Genomic DNA, 24,889 nt, shown 5'->3' on the forward strand with positions numbered 1-24,889 from the left:
AAATAAAAATTCATTGTTTTTTATGCCATTCTATGTTATTATATAATAAAGAATTATATTTCACTTTTTGCAAAAAATCCGTAAACAGTCTGTTTACAGGCTGTAAATAGACTGTTTACAACATGAAATCAGCCTGTTTACGGATTGTAAACAGGCTTTTTACCGAATATTTGTTCAAGATAAAGATAATTTTTGATCAAGATGAAAATAAATTTTGTACTTGATAAAATATTTTTTTGTCCGCGAATTTTATTATGAAGAAAGCCTGAAAACTGATACTCAGCATTTACTTGGAACTCATGCCTGCCATACCATCTGGATAAAGTTTCTGACGTACAATTTTTTTTACAATACGAATGTTTACACCATTGAATAACTGTAAATATTTCTGTATTATGATAGAACTCAATTAGTATATTATTTTAAAGAGGTAACAATATGGCTTTTGATATTTCAAAAATGAGAAATATCGGTATCAGTGCTCACATTGACTCAGGTAAAACAACAACTTCTGAGCGCATTTTGTTCTATTGTAACAAAATTCACGCAATTCACGAAGTTCGTGGTAAAGACGGTGTTGGTGCTGTAATGGACAACATGGAACTGGAACGCGAACGCGGAATCACAATTCAGTCCGCAGCAACTCAGGTTCAGTGGAAAGATACAATAATCAATCTTATCGATACTCCAGGTCACGTAGACTTCACTGTAGAAGTTGAACGTTCCCTTCGCGTTCTTGACGGTGCAATCATGATTTTGTGTGCCGTTGCAGGCGTTCAGTCTCAGTCAATTACTGTAGACCGCCAGCTCAAACGCTATCATGTACCGCGCGTTGCATTCGTAAACAAATGTGACCGCCAGGGTGCAAATCCAATCCGCGTATGCAATCAGGTTCGTGAAAAACTCGGACTTAACGCTCATATGATGGAACTTCCAATCGGTCTTGAAGACAAACTTGAAGGTGTTGTTGACCTTGTAGGAATGAAGGCTATTTATTTCGACGGTCCAAACGGCGAAAACCTCCGCATTGCAGAAATTCCTGCAAACATGAAGGCTGACGCAGACAAGTATCGTGAAGAACTTCTTGATGCAGCTTCAATGTTCGATGATTCTTTAATGGAAGAAATCATGGAAAAAGGCTACGAAGGAGTCGAAGAAGCAAAAGTCATCGCAGCAATCCGCAAAGGAACTCTGGCAGAACAGTTTGTAGGCGTATTCTGCGGTTCTGCTCATGTAAATAAAGGTATTCAGCCGCTTCTTGATGCAGTCGTACGCTATCTTCCTGCTCCAAACGAAGTAAAAAATATTGCCCTTGACCTTGACAACAACGAAGCAGAAGTTACGCTCGTATCTGACGATACAAAGCCTTGCGTTGCCCTTGCATTCAAACTTGATGACGGTCAGTACGGCCAGCTTACATATACACGCGTATATCAGGGTAAAATCAGAAAAGGTGAAGAACTTTACAACACCCGTACAAAGAAAAGATTTAAAGTCGGACGCCTTGTACGTATGAATTCTGCCCAGATGGAAGATATTAACGAAGGCTGTGCAGGTGATATCGTTGCACTTTTCGGCGTTGACTGTGCTTCCGGCGATACGTTCACAAACGGCGGACTTAATGTTTCAATGGCTTCTATGTTCGTTCCGGAGCCTGTAATTTCCCTTTCAATTACACCAAAAGACAAACAGGCTGCTATGCAGATGTCCAAGGCATTGAACCGCTTTACAAAAGAAGACCCTACATTCCAGACATACACAGACCCTGAATCAAACGAAACTATCATCAAGGGAATGGGTGAACTTCACCTTGCAGTTTACGTTGAGCGTATGAAACGCGAATACAACTGTGAAGTTACGACTGGTGCTCCACAGGTTGCTTATCGTGAGTCAATTACAACACGCGGCGACTTCAACTACACCCACAAAAAGCAGACTGGTGGTTCCGGTCAGTACGGTCGCGTTGCCGGATTTATGGAACCGATTACAGACAAAGACTATGAGTTTGTAGATGCAATCAAGGGAGGTGCAATTCCTAACGAATACATTCCTTCCTGCGACAAAGGCTTCAAGAAAGCAATGAAGAACGGTTCTCTTATCGGAGCACCAATTGTCGGCGTAAAAATAACAATCAACGATGGTCAGTACCACCCTGTTGACTCAAACGACAACGCATTCCAGATTGCAGCAATCGGAGCATTCCGCGAAGGTTACGAAAAAGCAAAGCCTGTAATCCTTGAACCAATCATGAAAGTTCAGATTGCAGCTCCGTCTGAATTCCAGGGAAATATCTTCGGCCTTATAAACCAGCGCCGCGGTATCATTGTTGACTCTAGTGATGAAAACAATACGTCTACCGTAAACGCTGAAGTTCCGCTTAGCGAAATGTTCGGATTCTCTACAATTCTCCGCTCTTCAACTCAGGGTAAAGGCGAATTTACGATGGAATTCGAAAAATACGGAAAAGTTCCTAATGCTGTAGCTGATGAACTTATCAAGAAGTATCAGGAAGAAAGAAAGGCTGCACAGAAATAATACGCATCTTTCTAAAAAATAATGTAGACTTTTACAACAAGTGGGCTTATTATTAAATAAGCCCACTTTGTTTTTACAGGAGGAATTATTATGGTAAAACAGGATTTAATAAACTTGAGTCCGGTCCGCTTCTTTGACGACATAGCAGACGGCGGCTTAAAGGCAGGACAGCTTGGACTTATTACAGCAAAAAAAGGACTTGGAAAAACATCAGTTCTTGTTCAGTTAGGAATTGATGCATTAATTCAGGATAAACAGCTTGTTCATGTTTCTTTTGACCAGCATTCATCAAATGTCATTTCATGGTATAACAGCATACTTGCAGAAATCGGAAAAAAGAAAAATTTAGGCGACACGTCAGAATTGAACGACAGCATCGTGCGTGAAAGAACTATCTTGAATTTCAATCAGGAAACATTCTCCATGCCGAAAGTCGTAAATACAATTAAGGCACTGAAAGAAGGAGGAATCACTGTTTCTGCACTCATCATTGACGGCGCAGATATGTCAAAAATCAGTGCTGCTGATTTGAAAACTGTTTCAGATTTTGTACAGGCAGAAAAAATCACCGCCTGGTTCAGCGATACAAACGAAAGCAGCAGCCTTTCTGAAACGCTTACAAAAGAAACGCTCCCGCTTTTTGCAACGGTAGCACACCTTGAGTCAAACGGTAACAGCGTTGTACTCAAAGTCCTTAAGGCAAACGGAAAAGAAGCTGACGGAGAAAGCATAAAACTTGATTCAAAAACGCTTTTGATGACAAAATAGTTTCCTGCAATTATAAAAAGCGCTCTTAAAAAACACATAAAAAAAAGCTGTATGCAACGCATACAGCTTTTTTTTGTTTCGCAATATGACATTTCATGGTAAAATAGTATGTCCGAGGTATATAATGAAATTAAACGCAAAATTCTCCATTGTTTCTGCCGTCGCTTCTTGTATGATGGCAACCCTCGTAGTGAGTACTATTATCAGCATAAAACGCATTCAGAACGTAAAAGACTACCAGTACCTTCAGCAGTCTGTTCAGCTACGACTTACTGATCTTACTAACTTTTTGAACACGACTGTATCATGGGCACTGGAACCTACGACGCTTCATACTGAATGGCAGAACAAAATCGTAACGATCAATAAAAAATTTCACGAACTGGAAGACTCTCCTACAGTATCCTACTTTCCGGAAGAATTTTCCGAATACATAACGGAAGCCGGAAACGTTTGGACTAAGCTTATCGGAAAAATAAATCCGTTCAACAGCCTGTACAAAACGATGCAGGGCGTTCCGCTTTCCGAGCGCGAACTTGACTTTATACGCAGAAACGGCATAAAAGCCGCAAGCGACAATTTTCCTGATTCAGAAAACATAAAACTTCTTTACAGCCAGCAGCTGCTTATCCATACTCAGATGCGAGACATTATGAAAGACTGCGCGATGCTTCAAACAACGTTTACCAATATGAACGAAATGCTTATAGAGCGCGTAAATTCTTACACAAAGTCATGCTACATATTCATCATCGTATTGGGCATTGTATTCTGCGCCATCCTGTTCATCTATATTCTGAACAGCACGTTCTCGCTTACGCATAAAATAAAATACCTTCAGAAATTTTCAATGTCACTGGCAAAAAAAGATTTCCGAAATATACTTGAACCACACGGAACTTCTGAGCTTGAAGAGCTCATGATTAACATCAACGGAATGGTAAAGGAAATCAACGACTTTTTTGTCATCGTAAAGAAAACGGCCTCAAAGGCAATTTCATCCGGCTATTCAATCAATGATTCAGCAACGAGTACCGCAGCTGCAACAACGCAGATAAACTCAAACATTGAGTCAATTACGCGGGAATTCGAACAGATAAACGATTCCGTAACGACAGTTGTAGAAGCAATTGAAAAAATAAACGAACAGGTAAAAACGCTTGTAAGCGACAATGCAGAACAAACATCGGCAATAGATGAAAGTACAGTTGCTATCTCGACAATGGCAAACACACTTGAAGAAATACGCACAAATGCGCAGGAGCGCACAAAAAATGCAGAAGAAATGCGCGTTCTTGTTTCTGACGGAGACGGTAAAATTTCTGCAACAAACGCAATTCTAAATGAAGTTATGTCACAGCTTGACGAAATTGGCGAAGTCATTACGATTATCAATTCGGTTTCTGCAAAGACAAACCTTCTTTCCATGAATGCAGCAATTGAGTCTGCCCACGCCGGAGAATATGGAAAAGGGTTTGCCGTTGTTGCAGAGGAAATACGTTCCCTCGCCGTTTCTACAGCAAAAAACGCGCAGAAAATCAACGAGTCTATATCAAACGTCATTGAAAAAGTGACGCAGGCGAACCATTCCAGCCGTTCCGCCGCAGAAGCTTTTGCAAAAGTAAGCACTCATTCTGCCGCAGTCATAGACTCCTTTACGGAAATCACAAAAGGAATTGAAAATCTTGACGTTCAGACAAAACAGATTACGCAGAAAACAGACGTTACAGCCTCTACTGCAGACAAAATCAACAACTACTGCACGAATCTTGCTGCTCAGCAGGAAACAATTGCGTCAGAAATAAATGCAATAAGTGATTTCTTTACTGAAGCAGTCGGCGGAATAAAAGAAATAAAACTCGGAACAGCTGATATTGTAAAGAGAATGGCTGCAGTAGGTGACTTAAGCAAGCAGAGCTACAAGAATATGACTGATTTGGAGAATGTTCTTGAAGAGTTCAAGACAGCCGGCGACGACTCAGAAAGCGAAAAGCAGGATGCAGACTCAAACGTAATCACGAACATTATTTCTCCTGAACTTCAGGCACAGCTTGAGCAGGATTTTTCGCAGGCTGAAGAGTCCGGCGAAAGTACAGAACAGCTTGATTTTGCACTTGAAAACATCGAAGAATATGATGACAATCCGGCTGAAAATACGGAAGAACTGCTGCCAGACGAAGAAGCAGACAGCGTACAGGAAATTCCGTTGCCTGATGAATGTGACAAAATCTGATTTCCGCCTGTCCAAATCGGCATAATTTCATATCCATCTATAACTTCCTGACATAATATGATACAATGCGTATTATGTTAGGATTTTTTTTCAAGAAGAATTTTTATGACGGCTGGGACAACGTGCTTTTCATCTTTGTTCCTAACCTTATACTCGATGTTTTTTTCCTGATTGGAGGCGGACTGTTCTATCTTGGAACAAAAGTAAACGGCACTGCCGGAATTATTATCTGGGGATGTACGGTGCTGCTTGTCATAACAGCCGGGTCAATCCTGTCGCTTGCATGGGCTGAATCTGCCGCTAAAATTGCAGACTACGAATCGGCAGAAATAAAGCCGTTTTTTACAAGCCTTAAAACATGCATAAAAGACGGAATTTTATACGGAATTGTTCTTTTTGCAGTTCTTCTTGTATCTGCGGCAGGAATTATATTTTACTTCCGTCCGGTCTCCGGAGCAACGCTTCCGTTTATCGGTCTTATGGCAGGAAGCGTATTCTTCTGGATTATGCTCACAATCATTTCCGCATTGTTCTGGTATCCTTCACTACGAGCAATAATGCACAATCCGTTTAAGAAATCAATAAAAAAATGCTTTATCATACTATTTGACAACATCGGAAGCTGCGTAGTACTCGGAATTTACAATTTTTTTCTGCTCATTATTTCAATCGTTATGGTAGGACTTGCACCGGGTCTTGGCGGAATAGGACTTTCGCGCGTAAATTTCCTTAGAATTCTATTGAAAAAATATGACTACCTGGAAATTGCAGAAAAAGAAGCCGCTGGTAAAAAACCTGTTTTCAGGAACAAAATTCCATGGCAGGAACTTTTAAAAGAGGACATCGAAATTACCGGTTCTCGCTCCATAAAATCTTTCTTTATGCCCTGGAAAGAATAGTCAGAACAGATGGAATTTGCCGTTTCTGTTAAACAGCTTTGTTTCTCCTATGAAAATGCGCCTGAGCCGGCAGTTCAGGACGTATCGTTTGAACTGGATTCCGGTTCATATACTGTTATTGCCGGCGTAAACGGCAGCGGAAAAAGTACGACTGCCCGGATTATAGCCGGGCTTTTGCAGCCTTCCGCCGGAACGGTAGAAATTGCGGACGGATTAAGAACCGGCTTTGTCTTTCAATCGCCAAAAGACCAGCTTATCTGCGGAGTTGTTGCGCGTGATACGGCTTTCGGTCCGCAATGCCAGTCCCTTCCTGATTCGGAAATTGAACTGCGCACTATTGAAAGCCTTAAATCAACAGGAATACTTGACTATGCAATGCATAAATCAATGTTCCTGTCGCTCGGGCAAACACAAAAAGCTGCCCTCAGTGGAATTCTTGCAATAAACCCGGACATTCTGATTTTGGACGAATCGGTAAGTATGCTTGACCCAAAGTCGCGGGAAGAAATCTTTACGTTTCTTGATATGCTGCACAAAAAGAAACGGACGATACTTCACATCACCCACGATTCAGACGCGATTTCCCGCGCAAAAGACATAATCGTAATGAACGGCGGAAAAATTATCTGGAAAGGAAACAGCAGTAGTTTTTTTGCAGACAAAACGGGCAGCGTGTACCGTTCCGTATTCGGAACGCCTCTTGAAAACCGCAGCTGCTTTCAAAACAAAACACAGAACCGCCCTGCACAGGAAATTCTCCTAAAAGCAGAAAACATTTCATTTTCATACGGAACGCACGCCGTCCTAAAAAACATATCGTTTTCCCTAAAGAGAGGAACTCTCACCGCGCTCACAGGCGCTTCCGGAAGCGGAAAAACAACGCTTCTTGAAATCCTTGCAGGATTAAAAAAACAGGACAGCGGAACAGTCAGAAGCGCAGGCAAGCCTCTGTTGTGCCAGCAGAACAGCGATGCCGCACTATTTGAAGTTTTTGCAGCAGATGACGTTGCATTCGGACCTAGAAACAGCGGAATAAAGGGAAAGGAACTTTTAGAATGCGTAAAAACGGCAATGAACAGGGTAAACCTTCCGTTTGAAGAATTTGCATCAAAACAGACGAACTGCCTTTCCGGCGGACAAAAACGCCGCCTCAGCGTTGCAGGAATCATAGCAATGAAAGGTGACATCCTGCTGTTTGACGAACCGTCTGCAGGTCTTGACGGAGCTGCAAAATACACCGTAATGCACCTGCTGAGAAGCCTTGCAGAAAGCGGAAAAACAGTTCTTTTTACAACGCATCATTACGATGAGGCGCAGTTTGCAGACACCAGCATCACAGTTGAAAAAGCCGGTCTTATCGCCCCGGACTTTTCACCAGAAGAAGAAAATAAGGCAGACGGACAAAAAACTGTCCTTACAGAACAGAAGCCTTCCGCCGGAATATTCTCGCCGGAATATTTTTCCAAAATGCTAGACTCTCTTTCTGAAAATCAAGCGGAACAAAAAAGGCTTCAAAAACTCCCGGCAGTAATAAAATATATTCTTTTTATTGCACTTTTTGCAGTTTCCGTTGCCGTTCAACCAGTAAGCCTGTGCGCCGCCCTGCTCCCGGTAACAATTTTATACGCCCTTTGTTCCTGCTGTCCTGCAAAAAAACTGTTCCGCTCATTGATAAAAATCCTTCCGTTCCTGCTGTTTTTCTGCATTCTTCAAATGATATTTGCCCCGGCTTCGGCGAATGACACAATCTTTCTTCCATATAAATATTTTTTTGTAACCGCCGGAAAATTATGGCAGTGCCTGAAAATAATCCTGCACACAGAATGTGCATTGTGCTGTATCTGCGCATTTTCCTCATCTGCAACAGAAAACGACATTCTGAAAGGATTTTCCGACCTGCTCGCTCCACTCCGCCTTCTGAAAATTCCGGTAAAATATCCGGTTATCCTTATGGAAATAATTTTCCGCTTTATACCGCTTCTGCTGGACGAAGCAATTTCCATTATAAAAATCCAGCTTGTAAGGGGCGGACTAAAAGACGAAAAAGGATTTTTTGGAAAAATACGCGCAATAATTCCGCTTATCGTACCTCTCATAATACAGACTGTACGCCGGGCTGAAATTCTTGCAGATGCAATGACTGTACGAGGTTTTAAATGACAGGAAATGAATTTAATTTTTGCCCGATTTGCAGCAAGAAAAACATCAGCTATAAGGACGGAAAAAAATGGTTCTGCAGCGACTGCGGCTTTGATTTGTACAATAACGTTGCTGCCGCCGTAGGAATTATCATTTCTGACTGCGAAAACAACATCCTGCTTGAAAAACGCGCAAAAAATCCGCGAATGGGCTTTCTTGCACTGCCGGGAGGATTTTGTGATGCAGACGAAACGGCAGAAGCCGCCGCAATCCGTGAATGCAGGGAAGAAACAGGTGTAATTCCGCAGAAAATTTCGTATCTGTGCAGTTTTCCAAATGACTATGAATACAAAAACATCGCCTACAAAACCTGCGACCTGTTTTTTACGGCAGAAATCCCAGAAAACGAAGGAACAATTGAAGAACTGATAAAAAAACTGCACGCGCAGGATTCCGAAGTAACGGAATTCTGTTCATTCAAAGTTACCTGCGAACAGGACATAGATAAAATTCCGCTTGCCTTTAATTCTGCAAAAAAAGCTTTGACTGTTTGGATTTACAGGAATAAAATAGAATAAGTTTGTTTTTGGTGGCGAAGATTTTTGAATAAAACATCTGCATTCCTGCGTCAGGAAGCGAATTATCATCGCTTTCACTGAATAATCCGCATTCAGAATACTCAGCGTTTACTTAAATCTACGCACAAATATCTGACAAACAAAAAAAGAAGGAAAACGGAAAATGACTCAGAAAACATTAAAAACCGTTATAATACTGTGCGCAGCATTCATATATATCGTCATCCTGCTTACAACGCCGCTCAGGAGAACCTACATACTTAAAAAAGCCGGAAAACAGCTTCTCGCCGTACACAACAAGCAGCTGCTCCTTCCGCTCCTTATAATGATTTTCAGCGGTGCACTGATTGCACTGCTCGGTTTTAAGGATATGAGCCTTTCTGCAACGGTAATTATCTGCACGGTTGCCATTCTTGGTGCCGCTATGGGAACGGAAGAAACCGCGCTGTTCAATAAATGCGGAGTTTATGAAAACGGTCTTATAGGCGGAGGACATTTTTTACCGTTAAAAGAAATATATGCCCTCCCGGTGCTTTCCTACACAGAGGAAGAACAGCAGCGCCAGAACGAACGCGTATTGCGGGTTACGACTGATAAGCGCGGAACAATCACTTTTGTTTACGATACGCCGGAAGAATGCAAGGCAGTTATAGATACGCTGCTTTCAATCACTCCTGACCTAAAAAGATAGCAAATACAGCGGAATACCTCTAGACATTTTTTTCTTTATTTGTTATATTAAATGCAATTCGGCGTCTTACCCAAGTGGGAAGGGGATGGTCTGCAAAACCACTATGAAACAGTTCGATTCTGTTAGACGCCTTTAGAGCAGTTCAGCAATGAGCTGCTCTTTTTTTTTCGGGCTGGTCAAGGCAAAGCCGCAGTCCGTTTACATATAAAAAGAGGGCTGTTCGTTTTGAACAGCCCTCTTTACTTTTATTCTGAAAAAACAGCTTATTTTTTCAGCAATTCAAGGATTTCTTCTTTCTGACGTGTTCCTGCAACCTGAGAAACAACCTCGCCGTTCTTAAAAACAACGAGATTAGGAATGCTCATAACGTTATATTTATTTGCAAGCGCAATCTGCTCATCCACATTTACCTTGGCAAATTTATATTCCGGATGTTCCTCAGAAAGTTCGTCTATAAGCGGAGAAACCATCCTGCATGGTCCGCACCAGGAAGCCCAGAAATCAACAAGGACAGGGACATTGCATTCCAGAACTTCGCTCTGAAAATTCTCAATCGTTACTTCTTTTGTTGCCATAAAATACCTCTTTAACTACTGATAATTCAAATATACGCATATAGAACAAAAAAGAAAAGAGAAATATTCTTTTTGACATTGATAAAAATAAATGTAATAATCTATGCAACTATTTTGCAGTTTCGGTGTCTTATATTATAGAAAGGCATCAAGGATTGCAAGCTTGTTATTATAATCAGTACTGAAAATCCCCTGCTGCGCTGATGCTTTTCTGCACTTTTACAGCAGCATATCTACAAAATAAAGCGGCTTTTGCCTGCTTTTATCCTGACAATGATAGGCGCTTTCGCAGAGAGAAAATATGCTTATCATAGACTTTTTATAGGAGACTACATTATGTCTAGTTTATATCACGAATACCTTGTTGATGACAGAGATTTTACAGATTATGAAGATTTCAAAAAAAATTGCAAATTAAAAACAAAACAAGATTTCAACTTTGCGTATGACATTGTTGACAGATATGCTTCTGATTTTCCGGGAAAACGTGCGTTAGTCTGGATTAATGACGAAGGTGAAGAGAAAACTTTTACGTTTGACGATATTTCGCGTGAATCAAAGCGTGCTGCATACTGGCTTGTTTCAAAAGGAATTAAAAAGGGTGACACTGTAATGCTCGTTCTTCGCCGCCGCTATGAATGGTGGATTTTAATGCCAGCACTTCACAGAATCGGTGCAATCGTCATTCCTGCAACTGACCAGCTTTTGCAAAGCGACATCGAATACCGTACGAATGCCGCTGATGTCAAAATGATAATTTCGTATGACAATCCGATTATTCAGGGCGAAATTGAAAAATCAATGCCGAATTCAAAAACAGTTCAGTATCTTGTAACTGTCGGCAAGGAAAAACGCGACGGCTGGATCAGCTTCCACGAAGAATATGAAAAAGCGCCGGCAGAATTTCCGCGTCCGGTTGGAGAAGCTGCTACCCATAACAAAGACCCTATGCTTTTGTATTTTACGTCAGGAACGTCAGGTTATCCGAAAATGGTTTTACAGGACTACGACTACCCGATCGGTCACATTATGACGGCAAAATACTGGCACGGTGTTGTAGAAGACGGACTTCACCTTACAATTGCAGAAACAGGCTGGGCAAAATCAACCTGGGGAAAACTTTACGGTCAGTGGATTGCCGGCACTGCGCTGTTTGTCTACGATATGAATATGTTCAAACCTGCAAAAATGCTTGAGATGATTTCAAAATACGGACTTACGACTTTCTGCGCACCGCCGACTGTATACCGCTATCTTGTACGGCAGAACTTGAGCAAATACGACTTGAGCAAATGTACAAGGTTCAGCACGGCAGGAGAAGCCCTGAATGATGAAGTATACAACAAATGGCTTGAACAGACTGGAAAGAAAATCTATGAAGGTTACGGTCAGACAGAATCAACAATCATCTGCGGAAACTTCCTTGAACTTTCAGAAATCCGTCCTGGTTCAATGGGACGACCAAATCCGCTTTATAATGTAGAAATTCTTGATGCAAACAACAAGAGCGTTCCAGCAGGCGAAATCGGCGAGCTTTGCATTCACGTAGAAGATGGAAGACCGTTCGGACTTTTGATGGGTTACCACAAGGATGTAGCTCTTACTGCAAATGCGTTTGACGGCGGTGTATATCACACTGGGGATAACGTTTATATGGACGAAGACGGTTACGTTTGGTTTGTCGGTCGCAAAGACGATATTATAAAGACTGCCGGCTATCGCGTAAGTCCGTTTGAAGTCGAGTCAATTTTACAGAAGCATCCTGCCGTTATGGAATGTGCCGTTACTGGTGTTGAAGATCCAAAACGCGGAATGGCTGTAAAGGCAACGATTGTTCTTTCTCCTGGCTACGATAAAAAAGACCCAAAAGAAATGGAAATTGAACTTTCGACTTTTGCAAAAGAAAATACTGCAATGTATAAATGCCCGAGAATCTTTGAGTTCCTCCCGGAACTGCCGAAAACGATTTCAGGTAAAATCCGCCGCGTAGAAATCCGCGAGAGGGACAAAGGCAAGGACACGGATAAAATAAAGCAGGAATTCTAGCAAAAACTTCCTGAAAGAAAACAAAAAGCAGCCGAAGAGCTGCTTTTTGTTTTTACGGTCAATCCGCTATAAATTCCACTTCTGCGGACTCGGAAAATTTGCAAATCCTGCCACATACCAGTTTCCGTCCTCATTCAGTTCCTTTACAAAAAGAACCGGCTGATACGTTCCTGTTTTCGGCGTATTTTTCTTTAATGATGCTGACGTTACGTTTGTATAATTGTAATTTTTTTTAAGCGGTTCATATTCAGAGCTGACGGCAAGCGTAACTCCGGAAACAGAAGCGCCCGGCTGATAGATACCGTTTTTTGAAAGAAACAGCTCAAGACGAAGCATTCCTGTCATAGAATCGGAAGTATTGCTGATATTCTGAACTTTTATTGTAACGCGGTCAGTTTTTGCGCTGTAGCTGTACTCTGCCCCCTGCACCGACAGTTTTGACGGAGAACCAGATTTACAGACTTTAGTGCGGTTAAAACTGTTGTAATTTGAGCCGGTTTTAATTTCTTCGGAAGAAATCGTCGCATCCTCCAGATTTTTCACGCCTGCTTTATTCCACACTGCACTTCTGCATTTTTCGCTGCAAAAATAATAAATGCTGGAACCGACTTGTCCTAAAACCTTCTTTCCAAAAAGAATTTTTCCGCAATGATAACAGGTAAGCATACTTATATCCCTTCGATAAAACAATATGTAATGCAATGATTATATCACGAAACAATAAAAAGGATAAAGAAGAAAATACTAGATAAGTTTTTCTCCTTCGGCCTGAATAACCGAAATCAGCTGCTCAAGTTTTTTATGCGTCATAAGCGGATTTAAAAGAGTAAATTTCAGGCACACATTTCCGTCTGCAACTGTCTGCCCAACAACAATCCCGTGCTTATGAAGAAGCGTTCTACGAACGGCGCGGTTAATGTCGTCGTCTTTTTCCGTGCCGGACACAAAGCGGAATACAACCGATGTAATTTCCGGCTCTGTAATTACAGAAAAACGCTGATTTTTTTTCAAAAGCGTATAGAGATATGAAGCATTCTCCATACTTTTTGTTATAATTTCAGACCAGCCGTCTTTTCCGCGGCAAAGAAAACTCATCCACACTTTTAGCGCATCAAATCGTCTTGTCGTCTGCAAGGACTTGTCAACAAGATTTATGTAACCGTCCTCTTCATCTTCCTCACGGTTCAAATAGTCGGCGTGAATGGTAAGAGCATCAAAATCAGCGGCGTTTTTTACAAGAACCGCGCTGCAGCTTATAGGAAGAAGGAACATCTTGTGAAAATCAACAGTAATAGAATCGCATAGTTCAAGCCCCGCAACACGATTTTTATACGCATCACTTAAAATAACGCCGGAACCATACGCCGCATCAGCGTGAAACCAGATATTATGCTCCTTGCATACGGCTGCAATCTCAAAAAGCGGATCAATGCTTCCAAAATCAGTAGTACCGACCGTTCCCACTACTAAAAACGGCAGATTTCCTTCTGCAATATCCTGAGCTATTCTTTTTTTCAAAACGGTCGTGTCCATTCTCTTTTTAGAATCAACCGGAATTTTTACTACAGATTCGTAGCCAAGTCCCAGAATATGCGCCGATTTTTCCATACTGAAATGGCTTATTTCGCTTGTATACATACGCAGTTTTTTAAATTGCTCAGGAAGCCCGTATTTTTTTACGTCAAATTTCAGTATTTCGGAACAATACCAGTCACGCGCAAGAATTATAGCCGTCTGATTTGACTGAGAACCGCCGCTTGTAAAAACGCCGTCTGCCTGCTGCCCCAGATTGTACAGAGCGCACAAATGACGTATTACCTCAACCTCAATTTCCGTTGCAACCGGCGCCTGATCCCAGGAATCCATAGACTGGTTGTAGGCAGAAATAATGAGTTCAGATGCCAGCGATTCCAAGACGGCAGGACCGTGAAGATGAGGCATATAATCGGTAGACGGAGTGCGCAGCATATTCGGAAGAATTTTCTGCTTTGTAAGTTCAAGGACGCGCTCCCATCCCAGACCATTGTCAGGAAGAATTGAATCAAGATGAATATCTTTTCTCAATTCTTCAGGCTCCGGTCCTGAATAGGCGGAAGAAGAATCAAATGCATCGCAGACAGCCTCTGCCGTCTGCTCTATAATTTTTATATATTCTTTTTTATCTTTTTCGTCATTTGAAAGAAATAAAGATTGCATACGTAGTCCCCGTTATTAAAAATTTCACTTCGCAGGAATATTAAGCTTTTGAAAATTGCAATCCGTCCGCGCAGGCAGACAGTCCAGCAGTTAAACAGCACTGCCGGCATTTTATGCCGGCAGCAGCGTTATAACCTAGCGGTATTCGGCATCAACAGAAAGAACTGCTTTCTCAAAAATATCAAGAGCAGCATTCAGGTCGTCATCGGTAATGTTCAGCGCACAAAGACAGCGCATTACAGAACCGTTGCGTCCGCCTTTTTCAACAACAAGTTTGTTCTCAAAGCAAAGCTGCTGAACCCTTGCTGCAATCTCGCCGGAACACGGTAACGCCCCAAGAGAGTCTTTCGTTCCGCGCGGATTTACAAATTCCGTTCCTACCATAAGTCCTTTTCCGCGCACATCACCGATAATAGATACACGAGATTTCAGGCTGTTCAGCCGGGATAAAATCAATTCACCCTTCCGCACTACATCTGCAAGAAATTCCGGTTCGCTCACGCGCTTAAGGACAACTGTTCCGGCTTTCATAGCAAGCTGATTTCCGCGGAATGTTCCAGCGTGCGCCCCTGGCTGCCACACATCAAGTTTTTTATTATACACGACAATGGAAAGCGGCTGTGAACCGCCGATTGCCTTTGAAACAAGCAGCACGTCAGGAATAATATCAGCATATTCAAATGCGAACAGTTTTCCGGAACGTCCCATTCCGCACTGAATTTCGTCAACAATCATAGGGATGTCAAGTTCCTGAGTAACACGGCGAATAGTCTGAAGAAATTTCACCGGCGCAGGAATTACTCCGCCCTCACCCTGAATCGGCTCGATAATAACTGCCGCAGGCTTAGGAATGCCGCTTTCTGGATCTTTCAGCGTACGCTCAAAAAACTGGCAGGCAGCCTCAATTCCAGCCTCTCCGCCTAATCCGAACGGACAGCGGTATGAATTCGGAAACGGAAAAAAATGAACTTCCGGCATAAGTCCGTTTATCTTGGATTTTGCACTTAAATTTCCGGTACACGCCAGCGCACCGTGTCCCATTCCGTGATATCCGCCTTGAAAAGCGATTACGGATGTACGACCGGTAGCAGTCTTGCACAATTTTAAGGCTGCGTCCGTTGCATCAGTTCCGCTCGGACTGCAAAATTGAATTTTAGCAGTGTCCGCCATTTCTTTTGGAAGACAACGCAAGACCGTGTCTACAAACGCATCTTTTACCGGCGTCGTTAAATCAAGCGTATGAAGCGGTGCACCGCTTGTCAAAAGTTCAACCATCGCCCGATTTACCTCAGGGTCATTGTGACCAAGTGCGAGAGTTCCTGCTCCGCACAAAAAATCCAGATATTTGTTTCCTTCTACGTCCTCAACCCAAGAGCCGCTGGCTTTTGCCAATGCAAACGGAAATTTGCGCGGATAACTACGGGCATTAGATTCTGTGGAATCCTGTCTGGTAATGTAATACTGATTGGTGCCCTTATTTTCAAGCATCGACGTTCTCCATTACTTACAGCATTTCGCTGTTAACGTGGGATTTTCCAACATTGCTGTCAACGGCAGTATTTTTCAAAGTTGTGAGATTAAAAGGTACACCATAAAACAAATCGGGGCAAGAGCTTTTTGAAAAATACATTGCAAGATAATGTCACTGAAAGACCGGATAACATTCAAAACCGGCACTTTTCAATTTGAGCCCCATTGAGCCGTCTTCATTCTCGTCAACAAGAACAATATAATATGTCGTTCCGCTGGAACGCGTTTCTTCCTGTATGTAACCTTTGAAATTCTTTTCATTCAGACGGCGGACAAACTCTTCCGCATTTGATTTGTCGCGGAAAAGCCCGAGCTGCTGCTTCACCGGATTTTCTGAAAAATCCGCCTTTACCGCCGCTTCACCCTGCGTACCGTCGCCGTTTTCCGTAGCAGAAACAGTTTTTTCTTCCGCAGATGGCTGTGTAAGTGAAATTTTGCGGCGCGGAACAAAATACCAGAAAGGCGACGGCATTACCTGAACTTTTCCAGTAACAATTCCTGCCTCCGCAGATTCTGGATATTTTTTTACCAAACGGTTTCCAAAGTCAGCCTCACCCGTAACATACCACAATGTAAGCAGGACAGAAGGATTTACGCTTTTCATTGAAGGAATGTCTGCATACGCTTTGAGCATAGAAACAGGTTCGGCAATATCGTCTGCGTTTTCTGCATTGCAAAGCGCCGCCCACTGCTCATACAGTTTTATCTGTGCCTGAATTGACTCGTCTTTTGAGTTCCGCACGGCAGAATTCAAAAACTGAAGGGCAACATCGCCATCACCAGCACTTAACGCACAGCGAACGGCATCTATTACAAGCATTTCGCTCGATTTTTTCGGCATACCGGCGGCATCTCCGGCTGCAATACCGGCTGCCGCGGCGTAAGAATTTTTAGCCTCGTCATACAAAGCCATTGATTCAAAAAGGCTGCCCAAAAAGGCATACAAGGCACGCTTTTCCGCCGGAACAGAAACGGCAGCAAGCTGCGACTTAATATATTCGGCAGCCTCCTGCGGATTTTCCTTAGCAACGGCAGTTTCCGTTATCTTTTTTGCCGTAAGCTCCTGTGCAAAAAACGAGAGCGGCAGCATAAAAAACAAAACTAATGCAATGAGATTTTTCATACGGGACTTTCCGTTTTAATATTGTGTTTCAGGTGCAGAATTTTCAGGAGCAGGCTGAACGGACTCAAAAGACGTTTTCTCTTCCGGCGCATTATCTGTCTTTACGTCATCATTCGTGGCAGATTTTTTTTCGCTTTTCTTACCGTTAAAGCGTGAAAAAAGACCTTTTCCAGGCTCTTTTCCAGTGCCGCTCCCACCCTTTGCATTCCCGGAAGGATTTTTTTCAGTCTTTCCGTTTCCTTTCTTTTTTGTGCGGAAAAAGAACGCAAACGGAATTGTAAAAATAACGCCGGCAACAAAAGAAAACACAACGGTAAAAAATACAGGTGCGTCCTTAAACGTGTAAAAAAGAAGATTTACATCGCATTTATTTTCAAGATTAAATCCTGCAAAAAATGCAATAATAACCAGTGCAACTATTGAACTGATAAGACGGACTATCATTTTTCTTCTCCCATAAAACTTCAATTAAAAAGCCGGCCGGAAACTCCGTTCCACAGGACAGCTTTCGATTAGACTTTTCAAGCACAACCTCAACGCAGACGCCAAGGCGTGTTCCGGCAAAACTTTATGACAGCAGAACTCCGCGATAAGTATTGCCGCTCAATTCCGTTATCTTTACCGTAACAAACGAACCTATCATTGATTTTTCTGCTGCAAACGCAACTTTTTCATTGCGCGCCGTTTTTCCCAAAAGTTCCGCTTTATTGTCGCGGCTTACGCTCTCCACAAGAACCTTTGCCGTTTCTCCGATATGCCTGCTCATCTGAATATGCGTATGCTCAAGCTGAAGGTCTATCACCCTCTGAAGGCGCTCTTTTTTTACTTCAAGCGGAATCTGCTCCATTTTTGCAGCAGGAGTTCCTTCACGCGGATTGTAATAATACATCATCGCAGACTCATACTGAACCTGACGCATTAAATCAAGCGTAGCCTGAACATCCTCCTCCGTTTCTCCCGGAAATCCCATCATAATGTCAGTTGTAAGCGAAACGTCGGGCATTGCCGTTTTTATGCGCGTAACCAAATCAAGATACTGCTCGCGCGTATATTTCCGGTTCATCGCACTCAGAATTTTTGACGAACCGTTCTGAACAGGAAGATGAATGTGCCGGCAGAGAACGTCATTTTTTGAAATGACATCAATTACATCGTCCGTCAAATCCTTAGGATGACTTGACATAAAGCGCACCCAGCCGATTGACGATGACGTTTCTTTCAAATAATCAGCAATGCGCTGTAAAAGTCCTGCAAAATTAACGGAAGAACCGTTTTTGTCCGAGCCGTTATAAGAATTCACATTCTGACCAAGAAGCGTAACGTCACGCACGCCGTATCCGTTCAGAACTTCAAGTTCCTTTAAAATTTCCTCAACAGGACGGGAACACTCCCGACCGCGCACGTACGGCACGATGCAATACGTACAGAAATTGTTGCAGCCGTGCATAATAGGAACAAAACAGCTGAATGAACCCGGTTCATAAGAAAGGGATGCGAATTTATACGACTCCGTATCGTCAAGGGCGAACGGAGTGCGTTTTTCCTCCACCGCATCTATAATTTCGCCAAAATGATGCTTTGCAAACGTACCGACAACATAATCAATGCACGGCCAGTCTTTTTTTATAGACTCACGCAGACGTTCCGCCATACAGCCCATAAAAACTAAAGTCAGCGGCTTCGGTCCGTCCTTTACGTATTCAGCAGCCTCCTCCAGAAGCTTTGCCTTTGCATCAGGACGGCAGGCGCGCACTTTCTTCAATCCGCTGTACCATCCGAGCCTGCCTTCAATACGTTCCTCCGCAGTCTTACGGATTGAACAGGAGTTGATGACAGCAACATCGCATACCTGCGCAGATGCAGCTTTTTTCCAGCCGCGCGCAATGAACAGCTGTTCTGCTGCCGCTGATTCTGCGATATTCATCTCACAACCGTATGTTTCAAAAAAGTACGTCATACAGTCAGTATAAAGAAAACAGACAGATTAGTGAACAGGCTGACGAACGGCTGTTCGAACTCCCGTCAGAACTTGGGCTAAACAGGTTTTACCTCATTCACAAGTTCCGTACCATTTTCAAATGCCTTTACATTACCGAGCGTAACGTCCGCAATGTTTGCAAGAGCATTGTTCGTAAGAAATGCCTGATGGCTTGTTATAAGCACATTCGGAAACGTCATAAGGCGCGCAAGCACATCATCAGTAATAACGTTGGCAGACCAGTCGTTGAAGAAATACTTGCTTTCCTCTTCATATACGTCAAGCGCCGCTCCGCCAATGTGATTATGCTTAAGCGCGTGAACAAGCGCCTTTGAGTCAATCAGCGCACCGCGTCCTGTATTTATCAGAATGGCGTCGCTTTTCATCGTTTTCATCGTATCGTGATTTACGATATGCCGAGTCTGTTCTGTAAGCGGACAATGGAACGACAAGACATCGCTCTCCCTAAAAATTGAAGGAACATCTACATACCTGAAGCCCTTGGAAGAAGCCCATTTTGTATCAGGATACGGATCATACAGAATAATATCCATTCCGAAGCCGGAAAGCAGTTCTGCCATAATACGTCCGATTTTTCCAGTTCCGAAAACGCCTGCCGTAAGTCCGTGCAAATCCCTGCCCGTAAGACCTTCCAGTGTAAAGTTTCCGGTTTTTGTACGGAGGTATGCCTGCGGAATATGACGCGTAAGGCTCAAAAGCATTGCCACGGCGTGTTCTGCAACAGCATACGGAGAATACGCAGGAACACGGAGAACTTTCATTCCAGCATCATAGGCTGCCTTTAAATCAACGTTATTAAAGCCTGCACAGCGCAGAATAATCAGCTTTACGTTTTCCTCTTTCAAAATACGTATGACTTCTGCGTTCACAACATCATTTACAAAAACGCAGACTGCCTGAAATCCCTTTGCAGCGCCTGCTGTCCGTTCACTCAACTTAAAATCAAAAAAATCAATCGTATACCCGAATTTTTCATTCGCCTTCGCAAAACTTTCCTTGTCATAGGAATGAGTGTCATAAAATGCAATTTTCACTGTATTACCTCCTGAATAAAATTCATACTGACAGTTACTTATGTCTAATCTGAAGATACTCACACTAAATGAAAAATTCAATCTAAAAATCAGATAATTTCAAAACGTATAGAAAACAATGCGATAAAACGGTATACTTTTCAAATCATTTCCAAAGAAAACGAGGTTTTACCATGGGCGGATTATTCGGTGTTGCTTCAAAAGAAGACTGTTCTTTAGACTTATTTTTCGGTGTAGACTATCATTCACACCTTGGAACGCGTCGCGGAGGTCTTGCCGTTCTTGGCACGGACGGAAAATTCCTGCGCTCAATCCACAATATCCAGAATTCACCGTTCAGAACAAAATTTGAAGATGACATCGGAGAAATGCACGGCAAAATTGGAATAGGCTGTATTAGCGATTATGAACCGCAGCCGCTTCTTGTCAACTCGCACCTTGGAACATTTGCCATCACCACAGTAGGAATCGTATCAAACAAGGATGAACTTGTAAAAGAAGTCCTTGACGGCGGATACACGCATTTTCTTGAAATGAGCGGCGGTGAAATCAATCAGACGGAACTGATTGTCGCGCTTATCAACCACAAAAAAACAATTCTTGAGGGCATTCAGTACGTTCAGTCAAAAATAAAAGGCTCTATGACAATGCTGATTATGACGAAAGACGGTATTTACGGCGCACGCGACAAATTCGGACGTACTCCATTGCAAATCGGAACCAAGGACGGTGCATTCTGCCTTTCTTTTGAAAGCCACGCCTATATTAACCTTGGGTACAAGGATTACAAGGAACTTGGACCGGCAGAAATCGTATTCGTAACGCCGGAAAAGGTTGAGGTTCTTCAGAAACCGCAGAAAGAAATGAAAATCTGCACGTTCCTTTGGATTTACTACGGCTACCCGACGTCCTGCTATGAAGGCGTAAATGTAGAGCAGATGCGTTATAACTGTGGAAAATTTCTTGCAAAAAGAGACAAAGGACAGATTGAGCCGGACTGTATAGCAGGCGTTCCAGATTCCGGCACTGCGCACGCAGTAGGCTACGCAAACGAATCAGGAATTCCGTTTACCCGCCCGTTCATAAAATACACACCTACCTGGCCGCGTTCCTTTATGCCGACAAGTCAGGATCAGCGTAATTTAATTGCCCATATGAAACTTATTCCGGTGCAGCAGCTGATAAAAGGGAAGAAAATCCTTCTTATTGATGACTCAATCGTCCGTGGTACGCAGCTTCGGGAAACAACAGATTTTCTGTACGAAAGCGGCGCAAAAGAAGTCCACGTCCGTCCTGCCTGTCCTCCGATTATGTTCGGCTGCAAATATTTGAATTTCTCACGCTCAAAGTCAGAACTGGATTTGATTACGCGAAGAATTATAAAACAATTTGAGGGAGATTCAGTTTCTGATGAAACCATAAAGGAATACTGCAATCCGGACAGCCCGAAATACGAAGCAATGCTGGAAGAAATCAGAAAGCAGCTACACTTTACGACGCTCCGCTATCACCGGCTTGACGATATGCTTGACAGCACCGGACTTGAACACTGCAAGCTGTGTACATACTGCTGGGACGGAAAAGAATAGGCGCCGGCAGAAAGGAAAAATCGCAGCACCACTAAAAATTTATTTTACACAACAGACTGTATTCGCCCTGTACGCATAACGGCAAAAACCAGAACCGTACAGGGCGAAGCTGTTTTTAAAACCGCTAGAAATCGTAGCGTACAGCAAGCTGCACAAATGCCTTGTCTTTCGTCTTAACGGAAGAACCGTCCTTGTATGCTGTAAAATTATAGAATTCGCCGTCAGAATCATCAGAATGAAGGTACGCACCGCGCAAAACAACGTTAAATCCGTCGCGGATATTATAGTTTAATTTCGGCATAATTAAGACTTCTTTATTTTCTATCCCGACAACAGCCGAGATTTCCGCAGTCAATTTTTCGTGAAGATATGAATCGCTAAGATTAATGACGATTTTGTTATTCGTATAATGACCGTCGTTGTCATAATCTACATCATATTCTTCAAAAAGTCCTCTGATTTCGCCAGACTTCAAAACAACAGTTCCCGTTTCCTGAATATTGAAATTCAAGTTACTGAACGGCAAGTCAATATCAAAACCGCAAAGCCACGCAATACTGTTATTATGCACCCAAGGATCATCACCGCTAAAATCGTCTGTCATATTATAGGCAGCCTCGGCACGCAGATTAAGCTTCCATAAAACAGTCGCCGCCTCAACTCCAAATACCTGAAGCCTGTCATAATCCAGTGACGGATAAGAATATCTTGCAGTTTTTAATGCATTTCCAGCATTTTCATCACCTGCTGATGCCTGGCTCTGTAAAATCGCTATCTCTCTGGCTGATAATGCATATTTCTCCATATTTGCAGACGGCTGCTTGTAGTGACCATAATAATAGCTTGCACCAAGATCAACTTTTCCAACCGTACCTGTAATACGGAGTCCTGCCTGACCGTATTTTAAAGAAGCAGTATCCTCATATAAAGAGTCCGAATCAAATGAGAGGGCAGAAAGGGCAGACTCTATATTACCGGCCGCAAAATCAGCCTTTGCATTATACATTACAGCCTCTTTCACAGTATCAGTCAAATGAGAAACAGAATACGGAACCCACTGACCGTCAGATGCAAAACGGTCAGCCGTCATCATCGGCGTATATACTCCCTCGATGCGGACACTCGCCGCAGTCGGAGCAGAATACACAATGTGAAGCATAGGCTCAGAAATCCGCCTGTCTATATAATCAGGAATAAGAAAATCTGTATAATCATTTGCATTTAAATTATCGAGTATATGCAGTTTGTCACCTTTTCCCCATACAAGACGCATTTTTCCGCCCTCAATAACCCAATTTCCTGCATACAAACGGGCAGTCAGTTCATCAAGCATATCCCATTTATAATCACCAAGCGACCATTTATTGAATTTTGTCTTTGCCTCAAAATCAGAAAAAGAGCCGCTGTAATTTATTCCCAAATTAAGATACGGCAGATATTCCATCTTTGTATTATCTCCGATGTCACTCAGACTTGAATAGCCGTTTTTCGTATCAATCCAGCCGCGAATATCCAAACCACCTTTTCCGCTCCACACAAGCGCAGGAGAGGCAGACTCTTCCTCAGCAAAATCATCAAAACCAAAATCCTGGGCAAAAGCACCGGTCGTGCCCAAAACGAATAAACAGATTGCAACCATAGAGAATTTAAAAAGTTTCATTAACGCTCCACCTTCCTAATAGGTTTAAATTATTAAACGAATATGCTTATAAAATACCGTAATATCAGCTGTTATTCAAGAAAAACTTTTCTAGTGACTGTAAACTTTTTTCTCATTTTCATTATATTCTGCATAGGCGTATGCATTGTGAAAATGTATGCTTTCCTCTGTTTCAGCCTCAACGCTGAACCATTTAAATTTCATCTGCTTTAAGCCAAGATAGACTTCGCGAACAACATCCTCAACGAACATCGGATTATTATACGCGTGTTCCGTTACGAATTTTTCATCTTTCCGCTTTAGGACTGAATACAACTGGGTAGAGGCACAGCTTTCGATGACGGAAATGACATCTTCAATCCAAAAAAAATCTGAATACAAAAGCCGGACTTTTACTATCCCACGCTGATTATGCGCACCATAATCGCTGATAGCCTTTGAACACGGACATAGCGTTGCAACAGGAACTTCTATATTAACATAAAAAACACGCTCATCTTCTCCGGCTGATGCCTCATAGGAACACGTGTATTCCATAATCCCCTTGCTTTCTGATACCGGTGCAGACTTCTCAATAAAATACGGAAATCTTATAGTTCCGTATGCTTTCTGAGCACTCAGCCTGCTCCTGATTTCCTCAAGCATTTCCAAAAAGTGCTGCATAGAAATGTCAGTATGATATTTATGAAAGATTTCAATAAAACGGCTCATATGAGTGCCTTTAAAATTATGAGGAAGATTTACATACAAATCGACCGTAGCCGTTGTCAACTGAAGCTTATTTGTTTTATCCAGTACAGTTACCGGATATTTTACATTTCGCACACCGACTTTTTGAAGAGGAATTTTTCTAGTATCAGTTTCATTCTGAATATCACGCATACAGATATAATAGTATAAACCGGCATAAAGTAGAAGACATACAGACTGGTGTAAAAAACAAACGGCGCAGAAAAAAATACCCGCGCCGCGCATCCGCACCCCTGCCGCAAGAGGGGGGGGGCAGAGAAAAAAAAAGTCCGGCAGCTACCTACTTTCCCGCCTTGCGGCAGTATCATCGGCGTTAGAGAGCTTGACTTCCGTGTTCGGAATGGGAACGGGTATTGCCTCTCCACTATGGCTACCGGACGACTGTTACAGTGTCATCCGCCGCAGGAGCAGGGACACATCCGCGCCCCTGCGGCATAAAATCATATTCAGGAAAAAAAACACGCCCTGCACGCCATCCGACGCGGAACCGATAATATGGTCAAGCCTCACGGCTTATTAGTACTGCTCGGCTGAACGCCTCGCG

The 24,889-nt window shown here is 42.7% G+C and carries 19 protein-coding genes, 1 tRNA gene and 1 rRNA gene; 10 read left to right on the plus strand and 11 right to left on the minus strand.

Annotated elements, in window-relative coordinates; genetic code table 11:
• The first annotated feature begins 438 nt into the window (after positions 1-438).
• From fusA to B5D55_RS10290, 8 genes are all read left to right on the plus strand, one after another.
• Positions 439-2,535: an elongation factor G gene (fusA, locus tag B5D55_RS10255; protein WP_078933919.1), complete on the plus strand. Its 2,097-nt coding sequence runs from the start codon at positions 439-441 to the stop codon at positions 2,533-2,535.
• A gap of 90 nt (positions 2,536-2,625) precedes the next feature.
• Complete coding sequence (locus tag B5D55_RS10260; protein ID WP_078933920.1) at positions 2,626-3,303, plus strand: hypothetical protein; 678 nt, start codon at positions 2,626-2,628, stop codon at positions 3,301-3,303.
• A gap of 124 nt (positions 3,304-3,427) precedes the next feature.
• Positions 3,428-5,536 carry a methyl-accepting chemotaxis protein gene (locus B5D55_RS10265; RefSeq protein WP_159446212.1) on the plus strand — a complete coding sequence of 703 codons (2,109 nt, stop codon included), beginning with the start codon at positions 3,428-3,430 and terminating at the stop codon, positions 5,534-5,536.
• Between the two features lie 74 nt (positions 5,537-5,610).
• A complete protein-coding gene (locus tag B5D55_RS10270; protein WP_078933922.1) occupies positions 5,611-6,435 on the plus strand; it encodes a hypothetical protein in 825 nt (274 codons plus the stop codon).
• A 9-nt stretch (positions 6,436-6,444) separates the two neighbouring features.
• A complete protein-coding gene (locus tag B5D55_RS10275) occupies positions 6,445-8,595 on the plus strand; it encodes an ATP-binding cassette domain-containing protein (RefSeq protein WP_078933923.1) in 2,151 nt (716 codons plus the stop codon).
• Positions 8,592-9,152, plus strand: a complete 561-nt coding sequence (locus tag B5D55_RS10280) for an NUDIX hydrolase (protein ID WP_078933924.1) — start codon at positions 8,592-8,594, stop codon at positions 9,150-9,152. Before B5D55_RS10275 ends, B5D55_RS10280 begins: the two co-directional genes overlap by 4 nt.
• Before the next feature lie 163 nt (positions 9,153-9,315).
• Entirely contained in the window at positions 9,316-9,843 is a 528-nt protein-coding gene (locus B5D55_RS10285) for a hypothetical protein (RefSeq protein WP_078933925.1), read from the plus strand.
• Positions 9,844-9,903: 60 nt separating this feature from the next.
• Positions 9,904-9,975, plus strand: a tRNA-Cys gene (locus B5D55_RS10290).
• Positions 9,976-10,106: 131 nt separating this feature from the next.
• Here the strand turns inward: B5D55_RS10290 and trxA are convergent.
• Positions 10,107-10,418 (minus strand): thioredoxin, encoded by a 312-nt coding sequence (trxA, locus tag B5D55_RS10295; RefSeq protein WP_078933926.1) that lies wholly within the window; start codon positions 10,416-10,418, stop codon positions 10,107-10,109.
• Between the two features lie 336 nt (positions 10,419-10,754).
• Between trxA and B5D55_RS10300 the strand changes: the two genes are divergently transcribed.
• Complete coding sequence (locus tag B5D55_RS10300) at positions 10,755-12,464, plus strand: AMP-binding protein (protein ID WP_078933927.1); 1,710 nt, start codon at positions 10,755-10,757, stop codon at positions 12,462-12,464.
• Positions 12,465-12,530: 66 nt separating this feature from the next.
• On the opposite strand, the gene B5D55_RS10305 is transcribed toward B5D55_RS10300, so the two are convergent.
• The 7 genes from B5D55_RS10305 to B5D55_RS10335 all read right to left on the minus strand — a co-directional run bounded on the left by B5D55_RS10305 (position 12,531) and on the right by B5D55_RS10335 (position 20,346).
• Positions 12,531-13,130 carry a hypothetical protein gene (locus B5D55_RS10305; RefSeq protein WP_078933928.1) on the minus strand — a complete coding sequence of 200 codons (600 nt, stop codon included), beginning with the start codon at positions 13,128-13,130 and terminating at the stop codon, positions 12,531-12,533.
• A 78-nt stretch (positions 13,131-13,208) separates the two neighbouring features.
• The gene (locus tag B5D55_RS10310) at positions 13,209-14,660 is read right to left on the minus strand and encodes a pyridoxal phosphate-dependent decarboxylase family protein (protein WP_078933929.1); all 1,452 of its coding nucleotides are present in this window, start codon (positions 14,658-14,660) and stop codon (positions 13,209-13,211) included.
• A 135-nt stretch (positions 14,661-14,795) separates the two neighbouring features.
• Positions 14,796-16,148 carry a diaminobutyrate--2-oxoglutarate transaminase family protein gene (locus B5D55_RS10315; protein WP_078933930.1) on the minus strand — a complete coding sequence of 451 codons (1,353 nt, stop codon included), beginning with the start codon at positions 16,146-16,148 and terminating at the stop codon, positions 14,796-14,798.
• A gap of 154 nt (positions 16,149-16,302) precedes the next feature.
• A complete protein-coding gene (locus tag B5D55_RS10320) occupies positions 16,303-17,313 on the minus strand; it encodes an SPOR domain-containing protein (protein WP_078933931.1) in 1,011 nt (336 codons plus the stop codon).
• A 15-nt stretch (positions 17,314-17,328) separates the two neighbouring features.
• On the minus strand, positions 17,329-17,757 hold the full coding sequence (locus B5D55_RS10325; protein ID WP_078933932.1) for a hypothetical protein: 429 nt from the start codon (positions 17,755-17,757) through the stop codon (positions 17,329-17,331).
• Positions 17,758-17,881: 124 nt separating this feature from the next.
• Entirely contained in the window at positions 17,882-19,270 is a 1,389-nt protein-coding gene (miaB, locus tag B5D55_RS10330; protein ID WP_078933933.1) for a tRNA (N6-isopentenyl adenosine(37)-C2)-methylthiotransferase MiaB, read from the minus strand.
• 77 nt (positions 19,271-19,347) lie between these two features.
• Positions 19,348-20,346: a 2-hydroxyacid dehydrogenase gene (locus B5D55_RS10335; protein ID WP_078933934.1), complete on the minus strand. Its 999-nt coding sequence runs from the start codon at positions 20,344-20,346 to the stop codon at positions 19,348-19,350.
• A 173-nt stretch (positions 20,347-20,519) separates the two neighbouring features.
• On the opposite strand from B5D55_RS10335, the gene B5D55_RS10340 reads away from it, so the two are divergent.
• Positions 20,520-21,935, plus strand: coding sequence for an amidophosphoribosyltransferase (locus tag B5D55_RS10340; protein WP_078933935.1), 1,416 nt, complete (start codon positions 20,520-20,522; stop codon positions 21,933-21,935).
• A gap of 124 nt (positions 21,936-22,059) precedes the next feature.
• On the opposite strand, the gene B5D55_RS10345 is transcribed toward B5D55_RS10340, so the two are convergent.
• From B5D55_RS10345 to rrf, 3 genes are all read right to left on the minus strand, one after another.
• The gene (locus tag B5D55_RS10345; RefSeq protein ID WP_078933936.1) at positions 22,060-23,595 is read right to left on the minus strand and encodes a hypothetical protein; all 1,536 of its coding nucleotides are present in this window, start codon (positions 23,593-23,595) and stop codon (positions 22,060-22,062) included.
• A 90-nt stretch (positions 23,596-23,685) separates the two neighbouring features.
• A complete protein-coding gene (folE2, locus tag B5D55_RS10350; protein ID WP_078933945.1) occupies positions 23,686-24,477 on the minus strand; it encodes a GTP cyclohydrolase FolE2 in 792 nt (263 codons plus the stop codon).
• Between the two features lie 135 nt (positions 24,478-24,612).
• Positions 24,613-24,723: ribosomal RNA gene (gene rrf, locus B5D55_RS10355) — 5S ribosomal RNA — on the minus strand.
• Positions 24,724-24,889: the final 166 nt, after the last annotated feature.

The sequence above is a fragment of the Treponema porcinum genome (assembly GCF_900167145.1).
Lineage (GTDB): Bacteria > Spirochaetota > Spirochaetia > Treponematales > Treponemataceae > Treponema_D > Treponema_D porcinum.